Source organism: Thalassospira sp., assembly GCF_002709775.1.
Lineage (GTDB): Bacteria > Pseudomonadota > Alphaproteobacteria > Rhodospirillales > Thalassospiraceae > Thalassospira.
Window position 1 is genome coordinate 103046 of the sequence record NZ_PAQR01000034.1, and the last position, 12979, is coordinate 116024.

The 12979-nt window shown below is 55.3% G+C and carries 11 protein-coding genes; 4 read left to right on the forward strand and 7 right to left on the reverse strand.

The annotated features are described in order from the left end of the window. Positions 1 to 19: 19 nt before the first annotated feature. The 5 genes from CMO10_RS13020 to CMO10_RS13040 all read right to left on the reverse strand — a co-directional run bounded on the left by CMO10_RS13020 (position 20) and on the right by CMO10_RS13040 (position 5309). On the reverse strand, positions 20 to 334 hold the full coding sequence (locus CMO10_RS13020) for an acylphosphatase (protein ID WP_297022862.1): 315 nt from the start codon (positions 332 to 334) through the stop codon (positions 20 to 22). A 39-nt stretch (positions 335 to 373) separates the two neighbouring features. Continuing rightward, entirely contained in the window at positions 374 to 757 is a 384-nt protein-coding gene (locus CMO10_RS13025; protein WP_200892666.1) for a DUF1244 domain-containing protein, read from the reverse strand. Beyond that, on the reverse strand, positions 750 to 1484 hold the full coding sequence (locus CMO10_RS13030; RefSeq protein WP_297022866.1) for an HAD family hydrolase: 735 nt from the start codon (positions 1482 to 1484) through the stop codon (positions 750 to 752). Before CMO10_RS13030 ends, CMO10_RS13025 begins: the two co-directional genes overlap by 8 nt. A gap of 270 nt (positions 1485 to 1754) precedes the next feature. Next, positions 1755 to 3755 (reverse strand): acetyl-CoA carboxylase biotin carboxylase subunit, encoded by a 2001-nt coding sequence (gene accC / locus CMO10_RS13035; protein ID WP_297022869.1) that lies wholly within the window; start codon positions 3753 to 3755, stop codon positions 1755 to 1757. Between the two features lie 21 nt (positions 3756 to 3776). Further along, positions 3777 to 5309 (reverse strand): acyl-CoA carboxylase subunit beta, encoded by a 1533-nt coding sequence (locus CMO10_RS13040; RefSeq protein WP_044828448.1) that lies wholly within the window; start codon positions 5307 to 5309, stop codon positions 3777 to 3779. 340 nt (positions 5310 to 5649) lie between these two features. On the opposite strand from CMO10_RS13040, the gene CMO10_RS13045 reads away from it, so the two are divergent. After that, positions 5650 to 6615, forward strand: a complete 966-nt coding sequence (locus CMO10_RS13045) for an ABC transporter ATP-binding protein (protein ID WP_297022873.1) — start codon at positions 5650 to 5652, stop codon at positions 6613 to 6615. A 27-nt stretch (positions 6616 to 6642) separates the two neighbouring features. Here CMO10_RS13045 and CMO10_RS13050 read toward each other — a convergent pair whose 3' ends face one another. Then, the gene (locus tag CMO10_RS13050) at positions 6643 to 8805 is read right to left on the reverse strand and encodes a diguanylate cyclase domain-containing protein (protein WP_297022875.1); all 2163 of its coding nucleotides are present in this window, start codon (positions 8803 to 8805) and stop codon (positions 6643 to 6645) included. Positions 8806 to 9246: 441 nt separating this feature from the next. Next, entirely contained in the window at positions 9247 to 9960 is a 714-nt protein-coding gene (locus CMO10_RS13055) for an ATP12 family chaperone protein (protein WP_297022877.1), read from the reverse strand. 284 nt (positions 9961 to 10244) lie between these two features. Between CMO10_RS13055 and CMO10_RS13060 the strand changes: the two genes are divergently transcribed. The 3 genes from CMO10_RS13060 to CMO10_RS13070 all read left to right on the forward strand — a co-directional run bounded on the left by CMO10_RS13060 (position 10245) and on the right by CMO10_RS13070 (position 12971). After that, positions 10245 to 11267, forward strand: coding sequence for an ABC transporter substrate-binding protein (locus CMO10_RS13060; protein ID WP_297022881.1), 1023 nt, complete (start codon positions 10245 to 10247; stop codon positions 11265 to 11267). A 129-nt stretch (positions 11268 to 11396) separates the two neighbouring features. Further along, entirely contained in the window at positions 11397 to 12182 is a 786-nt protein-coding gene (locus CMO10_RS13065) for an ABC transporter ATP-binding protein (protein ID WP_044828445.1), read from the forward strand. 18 nt (positions 12183 to 12200) lie between these two features. Beyond that, on the forward strand, positions 12201 to 12971 hold the full coding sequence (locus CMO10_RS13070; RefSeq protein WP_044828444.1) for an ABC transporter permease: 771 nt from the start codon (positions 12201 to 12203) through the stop codon (positions 12969 to 12971). Positions 12972 to 12979 lie beyond the last annotated feature (8 nt).

The following is a 12979-nucleotide window of genomic DNA, read 5'->3' on the forward strand; positions in this document are numbered from 1 at the left end:
GTTTGAATTGGGGGGTCTTTTATGCGGTCGGACGCTTTTCAAACGTGGCAAACCCGTCTTCGAGCGCCGGTTCTTCGTGAATGCGATCGACGCGCGCATGGGGCGGGCCTTCGTGGCAAGCCGTGATCATCGACTGCACGACCTTGACCGGGCCGCAAAACACCGCCTCGACCGAGCCGTCCTTGCGATTGCGCACCCAGCCGGTGAGATCACGTTTGCGGGCTTCTTCGACGGTCCAGGCGCGATACCATACACCTTGCACCCGGCCTTCGATCCGGGCGTGGACGGCGATGCTGCCGTCACCCGTTGACGGGTCGGGGCTTGTATCTGTCATGATCGGGCCTCCTCCCTTGTCGCTTGCGTGGTTGGGCGGTTATTTCGCGCCGGGGATCTTGGCATGCAGATGGGCTGTGTCCTGGAACTTCTGTTTCTGTTCCTCGGATGCTGGCGCCTGATAATTGTCCTTCCAGGCGTCATAGGTCATGCCATAGACGACTTCGCGTGCACCATCATAATCCATGGAAACACCCTTTTCGCGGGCTGCGGCCAGATACCATTTGGCAAGGCAGTTGCGACAGAAACCGGCTAGGTTCATCAGATCGATGTTCTGAACATCTTTGCGGTTTTGCAGGTGTGTGACCAGCCCGCGAAAGGCAGCGGCTTCGAGTTCCAGTTTGGTTTGCGGATCAAGATCGGCTGCCGGACCATTGGCCAAGACGGCCTCGGTGGACATTTCAGAACCGGCGCAATCAGACATGTTCCATACTCCCAGCTGTTCTTTGTTTTTCAAGTTTCTCGATGATCCCGGGCACATCGGCAATGCTTTCGGCCGTAATGACCTTTTCATTGTCGATCTCGGTCTGATCGACCATTTCATGCACCCAGGTGATTTCATAGGGAATGTGGATCGCAGCCCCGCCGCACGCAAGGACCGGCAGGATATCGGATTTCATCGAGTTGCCGATCATGACCGCATCTTCGGGCTCAACCCCATAGCGGCCAAAGATGTTGCGATAGGTCAGCGGATCCTTTTCCGAGACGATTTCGATGCCGTCAAACAGGTCTTCAAACCCGGATCGGTCGATCTTGAGCTGCTGGGCGATCAGATCACCCTTGGTGATCAGAACCACCTTGTAATTCGGATCCTTGGCATAGCGCGTCAGGGCAGCCTCCGCCCCGTCAATGATCCGGGTCGGCGCACGCAGCATCGATTTGCCGATTTCGGCCAGCCGGTGGATGTCCTCGGCACTGATCTTGCGATTGGAAAGTTCAATCGCGGTTTCAATCATTGAGAGGGTAAAGCCCGTCACGCCGTAGCCGTAAATGGAAAGGTTTTCGAGTTCGGCCTGATACAGACGATCATCGACTTCGTCGGCAGCCACATAGTGGCTCAGCATTTCGCGCAGTTCGACATGGGCCTGGCGGAAAAGCGGCTCGTTATGCCACAGGGTATCGTCGCCATCAAAAGCAATCAGCTTGTACATTCTTACGCCTCGTTTCTTGTTATTGGATGGCCGCAGGCACGTTCAATGCGTTGACAGTCAACCTTGATGTTCACAGGGTATTACGGCCTCAATTCACGACCATATGGCAGTGCAAACGCGCCGTAAAGCCCCGTTATCTGTATTTAATATGCACGAAACTGTTCCGAAAGCCCTTGAAAACACAAGTGTTTGAACAGGTTAAAGAAAAGGCGCCGTCCGAAAGTACGGACAGCGCCTTTATCAAGCATCACCCCAGAGGGATCGGGTGACTTATTCGTCTTTTTCGAACTCGATGATGATGGCATCGACCGAGAGGTTTGCGCCCTGCTCGGCGTGGATCTTTTTGACCACGCCCTTGCTTTCGCATTTAAGGACGTTTTCCATCTTCATGGCTTCAAGGATGCAAAGTTCCTCGCCCGGCTGGACGGTCTGGCCTTCTTCGACCGAGACCTTGACCAGCAGGCCCGGCATCGGGGACAGCAGGAAGTTCGACATGTCTGGCGGGGCCTTGAACGGCATCAGTTTCTGCAGTTCTGCCACGCGTGGCAGCATGACCTTGAAGCTGCGCTGAACGCCGTTAGCGGCGAGTTTATACCCCACCCCTTCGATGTCGATCTGAACACAGACCGGGGCACCGTCGATTTCACCGACAAACATCGGATCGCCGATTTTCCAATCCGACACCACGCCATAGCTGCGGTCGCCGATGGCGCCGATGTAATCACCGTTAACACCATCAAACTCGATATCAAATGGTGTGTGCTCGTCACCGCAAACCGCCACCCAGCTTTCGGCGACGTCCAGCGGATGATCGCTGACCTGGCCGGTAATGCCGGCATTGCGTTCGGCCACACGCTGATTGATATAGGCCGCAACCACGATCAGGGTTGCGGGATCATCATTGGGCAGATCATCGGCCGAGAAACCATCAGGATATTCTTCGGCGATGAAGTTTGTGGTGATGTTGCCATCCTGGAAGCGCTTGTTGGCCATAACAGCGGCCAGGAACGGGATATTGTGCGAGATGCCGCGAATGTAATAGCCATCGAGCGCCTGTCGCATTTCGGCAATCGCCTGATCACGGTTTTCACCATAGGTGATGAGCTTGGCGACCATCGGGTCATAGAACATCGAGATCTCGCCGCCTTCATAGACGCCGGTATCGACACGCACGGTATCCGATTCCGCTGGCGGCTGATAGCGCACCAAGCGGCCGGTGGAGGGCAGGAATTCGCGGAAGGGATCCTCGGCATAGACGCGGGTTTCCATGGCCCAGCCGGTGAGTTTGACGTCATCTTGCTTCAGCGTCAGTTTTTCACCATCGGCGATCTTGATCATCCATTCGACAAGGTCCTGACCGGTGACGAGTTCGGTCACCGGATGTTCGACCTGAAGACGGGTGTTCATTTCAAGGAAGTAGAAATTCTTGTCCTTATCGACGATGAATTCCACCGTACCGGCCGAGCAGTAATCCACCGCCTTGGCCAGTGCCACGGCCTGTTCGCCCATGGCCTTACGCGTTGCCGGATCGATAAAGGGTGACGGGGCTTCTTCGACGACCTTCTGATGGCGGCGCTGAATGGAGCATTCACGTTCGCCAAGATAGATCGCATTGCCGTGTTTATCTGCCAGCACCTGAATTTCAATGTGGCGCGGTTCTTCGACGAATTTTTCGACAAAGACACGGTCATCACCAAAGGAGCTTGCGGCCTCGGACGTTGCGCGTTCGAAGCCTTCGCGGCATTCGGCATCGTTGCGCGCAATGCGCATGCCCTTGCCGCCACCGCCAGCAGAGGCCTTGAGCATCACCGGATAGCCGATGTCGTTGGCGATCTTGATGGCCTCTTCGGTGTCCTTGATGACCCCCATATAGCCCGGCACGGTCGACACGCCAGCATCAGCCGCGATCTTTTTTGAGGTGATCTTGTCGCCCATGGCAGCAATTGCACCATTCGGCGGGCCGATGAAGGCGATGTTTGCCGCATCAAGGGCCTTGGCGAAGGCCTGATTTTCAGACAGGAAGCCGTAGCCCGGATGAACGGCCTCGGCCCCGGTGGATTTGCAGGCCTCGATGATGTTTTCAATGATCAGATAGGACTGATTGCTTGGCGCCGGACCGATCCGGACGGCTTCGTCGGCCATCTGAACATGCAGGGCTGCCTTGTCGGCATCGGAATAAACCGCAACGGTTTTGATGCCCATTTTCTTGGCTGATTTGATCACACGGCAGGCGATTTCACCGCGGTTGGCAATCAGGATTTTGCTAAACATTTTTCTGTCTCCCAATTTGTCTTACAGCGGAATGTTGCCGTGTTTCTTTTCAGGGTTCTTGATGTCCTTATTGCGCAGCATGCCGAGCGCCTTGCAGAGGCGACGGCGTGTGCCATGCGGCATGATGACATCATCAATGAACCCCTTGCGGCCCGCGACAAACGGGTTGGCGAATTTTTCGCGGTATTCTTCGGTGCGGGCTTCGATCTTTTCGGGATTATCCATATCCGCACGGAAGATGATTTCCACCGCCCCTTTTGGCCCCATGACCGCGATCTCGGCGGTCGGCCAGGCATAGTTGACGTCACCGCGCAGATGCTTGGACGCCATCACGTCATACGCGCCGCCATAGGCCTTGCGGGTAATGACGGTGACCTTGGGCACGGTGGCCTCGGCATAGGCGTAGAGCAGTTTGGCACCGTGCTTGATGATGCCGCCATATTCCTGTGCCGTGCCCGGCATGAAGCCCGGAACATCGACAAAGGTGACAATCGGAATGTTGTAGGCATCGCAGAAACGCACGAAGCGCGCGGCCTTTTTGGAGCTGTCGATATCAAGGCAGCCGGCCAGAACCATCGGCTGGTTGGCGACAACACCGACGGTGCGGCCATCCATACGTGCCATGCCGACTATGATGTTCTTGGCGTAGTCGGACTGAATTTCAAAGAAGTCGCCTTCATCGACAACCTTGGTGATCAGTTCCTTCATGTCATAGGGCATGTTGGGGTTTTCTGGCACCAGGGTATCGAGCGAGAAGTCATCACGCTTGATCGGATCTTCGCAGAGACGTGCAGGCGGCTCTTCCTTGTTACACAGCGGCAGGAAGTCCATGAAGCGCCGCGTCTGAAGCAAAAGATCGACATCATTGTCGAAGGCCAGATCAGCAACACCCGACACACTGGTGTGGGTCGATGCCCCGCCCAGCTGTTCGTGGGTGACTTCTTCGTGGGTCACGGTTTTGACCACGTCCGGGCCCGTGACGAACATGTAGGAGCTGTCCTTGACCATGAAGATGAAGTCGGTCATGGCCGGGCTATAAACCGCACCACCGGCACAGGGGCCCATGATGAGCGAAATCTGCGGGATGACACCGGATGCTTCGACATTGCGCTGAAAGACGTCAGCATAGCCGGCAAGACTTTCGACACCTTCCTGAATACGCGCCCCGCCCGAGTCATTAAGGCCGATCACCGGTGCGCCGACCTTCATCGCCTGATCCATGATCTTGGCGATCTTGCGCGCATGAGCACCCGATAGCGCGCCACCGAACACGGTGAAATCCTGTGAGAAGACAAAGACCAAACGGCCATTGATCGTGCCGTGGCCGGTGACGACACCGTCGCCGGGAATGCGGTTTTCGGTCATGCCGAAATCCACACAATCATGTTCGACAAACATGTCCCATTCTTCGAAGGAGCCTTCATCGAGCAACACATCAAGGCGTTCACGCGCGGTGAGCTTGCCTTTCTTGTGCTGATTATCAATGCGGCGCTGGCCACCGCCCATGGCAGCTTCGGCGCGCTTCGCTTCGAGTTTGGCGACAATATCCTGCATGTTGCGTCTTCCTTGCTGTGATCGGCCATTGGGCACATTTCGGGCCAATGTGCGCGTCTCGAGAATGAAATAGCATTATTCGGTACTGGAATGCCAATTATTTTTGCTGTTCTGACAGAGGTCGAGAATAGCCCGTAAACACCTGATTTCCCTAACGTCATCGCGATATATGTGAATGGGCTGGACTAAAGTCTAGAGTTGCATGCCCGACCAGCCCCACGCGGGATCATTTCGGCACATCAAACGTTGAAATAATGGCGCACCTTGCCCCGGCCCCTGATCCGGGACTGCCAGATCGCGTACACAAAACACCTGTCGTTCCCCTTAAGCGTTTGAGCCCATGTTGAAATTCAGCCCCCGCAATCCGGAAAAAACCGGCGATGACCGCCCTGCAAGTTCCCTTTTGGGGTATGTCTGGCGGATGAGTGGCTGGCATCAGATGGTGGTGTGCGGTATGGCAGTGATTGTTGCGGCCCTTGGCATTGCGCCGATCGAGTTGCAGCGCCGGATTGTTGATAACGCGATTACACCGCAGGATTATGACCTTCTGATCACGCTGGCCGCGCTGTATCTCGGCCTGATTGTCGTACATGGCGGCATCAAGTTTGTGCTTCGGATTTACGAGGGCTGGCTTAGTGAAAGCGCGATCCAGTATAACCGCAAGCACCTGACGCGATTGCGCGCGCATAATCAGGCGGGCAGCGATGATGAAAGCAACGGGCGCGCGGTTTCGATCATCGGATCCGAGATCGAAAAACTTGGCGGGTTTGTCGGCGACGGCCTGTCACAGCCGGTGGTCAATAGCGGCATGCTGATCTTTGGCCTGGGTTACATGATCAGTGTCGAGCCGATGATTGGCCTGATTGGCGTAATCGCCCTGATCCCGCAGGTGGCCCTTGTGCCTGTGATCCAGAAACGCATCAATGCGCTGATTGAGGCGCGGGTTGAGAAAATGCGCGAGGTCAGCGACGAGCTGGCCGACCTTTCACCTGATGAGTCTGATGACGCGCAACTCGGCCCGATCAATCGCGGGATTACCGGGCTGTTTGACAACCGCATGCAGCTATTCGTTTTGAAATTCGGCATGAAGGCATTGATCAATCTGCTTAATGCCTTCGCACCGCTTTGTGTGCTGTTTGTCGGTGGTTATCTGGTGATCCAGGGCCAGACATCGGTCGGTATCATTGTGGCGTTTATTTCGGGATTTGACCGGATGTCTTCGCCAATGCGCGAACTGCTGTCCTATTACCGGGTCGCGGCACAGGCAGCGGTGCAGCACAAGATGATTGCGCGCTGGATGCAGTAGTCGAAGCGGCGAACGAGTGAGCCCGCCCTACTCCGCGACGGACTTGGTTGGGGAATGCAGGGTGTTGCGGCCACACAGCTCACGGTCAATGGAATTGCATTCGTTGCAATCGCCTTCGACATAGAAGCAATAGCGGTTACGCCCGCAATTCTTGGCGCGATACAGCGCCTTGTCCGCATCCCGATAGATCGAGTCAGGGTCGCCAGTCCGATCACCACAGGTCGAGATACCGATACTGATGCCGACATGGACTTCGTTGCCATCAATGATCCGCGGGCGCGAGACTTCCTCGATAATCCGCTGTGCTGGAAGGGCGGCATCACGGACATCTTCCATCAGCGGCAGGACAACGGCAAATTCATCGCCACCAAGACGGGCGACAACATCTGCCTCGCGGCAGTTGCGCTTGATGATTTCGGCGACTTCGATCAGAAGCTTGTCACCGACCGGATGGCCATAGCTATCGTTGACCGCCTTGAAGCGATCCAGATCAAGCAGCAAGAGCACGATGTTTTTTTCGAAGCGCTTGTTGATATGGATGATCTGCGAGAGCATCGACGTGAACTGATGGCGGTTGGAAAGACCGGTCAGATGATCGGTCTGGGCGAGCCTGCGAATTTCCGCCTCAACCGTTTTGGACGGGGTAATATCGGCGTGCGTGCCCGACATGCGAAGCGGGTTGCCGTCTTCGTCCCATTCCACGACCTTGCCACGATCAAGCACCCAGACCCAGCTGCCATCCTTGTGGCGCATGCGGCATTCGCACTCGTAGTGGTCGGTTTCGCCATTGAAGGTGCTTTGCAAAAGTGCGCCGGATCTCTCGAAATCCTCGGGATGGCAATGGGCCATCCAGGTTTCGATGCTGATGGGCGCAAGCTCTTCGAGGGTGTAACCGATAATGTCCGCCCAGCGCTCGTTAAAGCGGGTTTCGCCGGTCTGAATGTTCCATTCCCAGGTTCCGGCATTGGTGCCCCAGATAATCTCGTTCAGACGCTGGCGTTCTTCGCCCAGTTTACGGTTGGCATCGGTGAGCATGCGTTCGTAGTTTTCGCGCTCGGTAATATCGACATTGGTGGTGTGAATGTATTTGCGTTCATGCAGTTCGATGACACCGGCATGAACCAGCATTTTGCGTTCCTCACCATTCCCCAAACGGTGGCGGACATGGAATGAAAAGGAGCCATTTTCCAGTACTTCGGCAACATGCTTGCGAAGTGATGGGGCACCCTCAACATCAAGATCAGGGATCGTGCGTCCAACAAGTCCACCATCTCCGAAGCCATAAAGTTCTTCTGCCGCGTGGCTGGCATCAACAATGCGGCCATCTTTCGGATCGACCAAGATGTTGATCGCCGTGGTGTTGCTAAACATCTGACGATACAGCAATTCGCGCTCGCGGAAGGCGACTTCTGCCTGCTTGACATCATTGATGTCGGCAAAAGAAACAATGACGCCATCAAGCGTTCCGGTCCCTGCTGCATGAAGGGGTTCTGCATTCACCCGGATCCAGCGGAAATCGCCATGCGCGCGGTTGACACCCAGAACGACACCATATTCGCGTTTACCGGTTTCGCGCACCGTCTTGCCCGGCAGCTCGTCGAGCGACAGGGGAACGCCATCTTCATTGACAAAACCCCAGGCATCATCCGTTGGTGCCTTGCCACTCAGTTCCTCTGCGGTCAGGCCAAGAATCTCAAGCGCGGTATCATTGAATTCGACAACTGCACCGGTGGCGTCGTGAACCACGACACCTTCGGCCAGAGAATCCAATAGTCGTTTGTGCAGATTGTCACTCGCCGCAAGAACATCGCTAATACCATTGCCTGATGCCAGTGTTCGGGCACCGTCGCGTGCTGTCATACAGCCAGACGTGAAAACATCCCCGGACGGCGTTACCCGGACGACCGAGCAATCTTCGACCAGCACCCAGTGACCATCCTTGTGACGCAGGCGCAGCACATTCCGCCGTTTAGTGCCTTCCGGAGTGGCATCCGCATCGGCGAAATCGAGCTTTTCGACGTCTTCGGGATGAAGGAGCGGTGTCCAGCCTTGTGCCGGATCAAACTCACCTGCGGACAAATCATAGCCCAACAGGCCAAGTATGCCCCACCCGACAAAGTTACGCGATGGCGACTTGCTGGAAAACTCATACAGAATCGATACGGGCCCCGCCTGCGGTGCTTCGTTCATTCCTGCCTGTTTGTTTAAGTTTACCGCCAAATTCATCCTGTCGCCGTAAAGGCGTCTCCTGTGCGAAACGGGTCAACAGCGCCAACTGATTTCCCGCCCCGGTTGCTTACCCGAAATGCGATATGCACATTCCGGTTTTTCAAAAGTTCGGCGCAGAGTCAGAGCGTGACTGACCAATTTACAAATCCAATACCAAAGTATAGGCTTCTGTTTATACCTATTGCAAATTGATGAAAAGCAGATTTTACAAAGCTGAGAGCCTCAACATTGCGCCGATCCAGTCGCGACCTAGCTAAGATATTGAAACAGAATGCAACTGTGACAAACCCTTCGATAGTCGAACATGCAGCCATGCCAAAAACGCATGCAAAACGACCATAAAAAAAGGAGCAGTTACCTGCTCCTTTGTATGGGATCGTAATTTTGGCTGCGAAAAGCGAATCAGCCGAGCAGTTCGAGATACCGACCTGCGGCAAGAAGCTCCGCCCGGTGGCGATCACGACGGGTGATGGCCTCGGCATCCTCGCCCCACTTTTCCATGGCGTATTCTTCGTCAAGCTGGGCCGCCTCAAACGCCGCTTTGGCATCGATCTGTTTTTTCATGACGGCCAGACCAATAATCACGGAGCCCGACACCGTGGTCAGGCTATGCAGGGCTGTCAGGTAATAGTCATCAAAACCTTCGACATGATCCTGCAACCGGATCAGCGCATGGTCATCCTGAGTGATCGGCATCACACCTTCGGTGACACTCAGCGCCACACCGAGATCATTTTTTGACCAGTCCAATAGCGGCTGCCATGCCTTGGCCTGGCGTTCGATCAGCTCTTCGGGAAAAGACGCGCGGTAGCACAACAGGTCAGACCGGCCATAACCGGTCAGCTCCGCAATCACCGCATCGCGGTTCGGGCGCACCCGGTCAATTGCGGTCGCCGCCAGCTGCATGATCGGCATGGTGGATGGCTGGACCTTTTCGCCCTGTGCGTCCCACTCTGCCGCGATTTCGCGCGCCAGCACTTCGGACGGCAGCAGGAAATCGGCCTTGGCCGGGGTTTTTACCGCACGGCCATCCAGAAGCACGCGCCAGCCCGCCCCGCTGTCATCGAAAGCGGCATCGGCCTTTTTATAGAAACGGTTGATTGATTGTGTAAGCATGACCGCCATATGCCCAAAAGCAGCGATTTGCGCAAGGGCTTTGCCACATAATTTGACAGATAAAGCGTGTCAAATGAGCGATTATCAAGAATTTCTGTATAATTTTTGATCAAATTGCCCCATTGACCAAATAATAAACAACTCTACTCTGCTGCGTGAAGGTTACAAAACCGCGACAAAGCGGGCGCATTACAGAGATGGCATGACCATTGCTATATGCGCATTGGATTTTATCAGGTGGCTGGATTGTTACATCAATCCGCAATCAGGAGGCTTCTTTAGACATGACCACGCTTACGAACCGACTTTTGGGGGCTGCTATTGGTGCAGCAGTTGCTCTGGGCGCGCATGCCGCACTGGCAGACATGGCGATCAAATTCTCGCTCGACTGGAAATTCGAAGGTCCGGCAGCACCGTATCTTCTGGCCAAGAAGAACGGCTATTTCGAAGATGAAGGCCTTGATGTCACGATTGACTCGGGCAACGGTTCCGTTGGTGCGATCACCCGCGTTGCCAGCGGTGCTTATGACGTATCGCTTGCCGACATCAACTCGCTGGTGGAATTCAACGCATCCAACCCGGATCGCGCCATGAAGTCGATCTTCATGGTTTATGACCGCCCGCCGTTCGCGCTGTTCATGCTCAAAAGCTCCGGCATCACCAAGCCGGAAGACCTTGTTGGCAAGACCCTTGGCGCACCGGTGTTTGATGCGTCGCGCAAACTTTATCCGGCATTCGCATCGGCCACCGGCCTTGATCTGGATGCTGTGACCTGGGAAAGCATGGACCCGCCGCTGCGTGAGCCGATGCTGGTGCGTGGCGATGTTGACGCGATTTCCGGTCACTACTTCACTTCGATCCTGAACCTGCAGGCACAGGGTGTAGCCAAGGATGACCTGACCGTGTTCATGTACAAGGACTTTGGCATGGACTTCTATGGCAACGGTCTTCTGGCATCGCCGGACATGATGGAAAACCATCCGGAAGAACTTAAAGGCTTCCTGCGCGGCGTGGTCAAAGGTTGGGCCGCAGCCATCGCCGATCCGGCATCGGCAATCGAAGCGCTTAAGGAAGTTGATCCGCTGATCAACCCGGATCTTGAGCAGCAGCGTCTGCAGATGGCGATCGATGAGAACGTCGTCACCCCGGCAACCCTTGAAGAAGGCATGGGCCTTGTCAAAGCCGACCGTATGGCAAAAGCCATCGATCAGGTTGCCCTGGCATTCGGTTTTGAAAACAAACCGTCTGTTGATGACATCTATACCGATGCTTTCATGCCGGCTGCTGAAGACCGCATGCTGAAGTAATCACCATCCAAGACGGGGCAGTCAGATTTTCTGGCTGCCCCGTTTTTTCATCTGCTATCTATTAAAGAATAAAGAGACAGGGTCGCGACCAAGGGTCAGGACCCAGGCCAAGCAGGGGGAATAACTGCAGTGTCCAAAAGCTTCGTCGAACTCAACGACGTCAAACTTCGCTATAGCGAAGGCGATGAACTGGCGCTTGAAACCACCAACATGAAGATCGACAAGGGTGAATTTATCGCCGTTGTAGGTCCGTCGGGTTGCGGCAAGTCATCCTTGCTGAAACTGGTTTCCGGCCTGATGCCACCATCGGAAGGCAATGTCATTGTTGATGGCAAGGAAGTCTCCGGCCCGCTCAAGATTGTCGGTATGGCGTTCCAGAACCCGACCCTTCTGCCGTGGCGCACGACCCTTGATAACGTCCTGCTGCCGATGGAAATCGTCAAACCGCACCGTCACCGCCTGCGCAAGCATCGCGCGGAATACGAAGAACGCGCGCGCAAGCTTCTGGCGACTGTCGGCCTTGAAGGCCATGAAAACAAATACCCCTGGGAGCTTTCCGGTGGCATGCAGCAGCGCGCATCTTTGTGCCGGTCACTGATCCATGAGCCGGATCTTCTGATGCTTGACGAGCCGTTCGGCGCCCTTGATGCCTTCACCCGTGAAGAGCTTTGGGACATCTTGCAGAACCTTTGGATGATCAAGCCCTTTACCGTCATTCTGGTCACCCATGATTTGCGTGAGGCGGCCTATCTTGCCGACACCATCTATGTGATGTCCAAACGCCCGGGTAAGATCCTTGTGGAGCGTGAAAACACCCTGCCCCGTCCGCGGGATCAGGAAACCACCTTTACCCAGCCTTTCACCGATCTTGTCCACGAATTGCGCGGTCACATTCGTGACGTGCGAGAATCATAAGGAAGGGCGGGAAAAGTCATGAAAAAGAAATTGAACCTTACCAAAGCAACACCATGGCTTAGCGCCATCGGGCTTTTCGTCCTCTGGGAACTGATTGTGCGGATTTTCAACATTCCGCCCTATGTCCTGCCGACCCCGTCTGAAAGCATCATTGTCGGCTGGCAGTTCCATGAAGCGATCTGGATGCATGCCTATCACACGCTTTATACGACGCTGGCGGGCTTTGCCATTGCCGTGGTGTTTGGTGTGGTGCTGGGTGCGCTGGTCGGATCAAGCCGGGCGATCTATGACGCGGCCAACCCGCTTCTGGTTGGTTTTAATTCGGTCCCAAAAGTGGCCCTTGTCCCGGTTCTCGTCATGTGGTTTGGCATCGGCACGGTACCGGCCATCATCACCGCCTTCCTGATTTCGTTCTTCCCGATTGTGGTCAACGTTGCCACCGGTCTTGCAACGCTTGAGCCGGAACTGCGCGATGTTTTGCGATCCCTTGGTGCGACGCGCCGTGACATCCTGATCAAGGTCGGCTTCCCGCGTGCGATGCCGTATTTCTTTGCATCGCTTAAGGTTGCGATCACGCTGGCCTTTGTCGGTTCGGTGATTTCGGAAACGGTGGCATCGAATGTCGGTGTTGGTTATCTGATGCTCTCAGCCTCGTCGAAATTCAACATGCCGCTGGTGTTTGCCGGTCTTCTGGTGATCGCAGTGATGGGGATTGCGATGTATGAGATATTTAACGTGATCGAACGCCGCTCGACCCGCTGGGCCAACCGCGGCAACCAGACCAACTGACCCGCGGC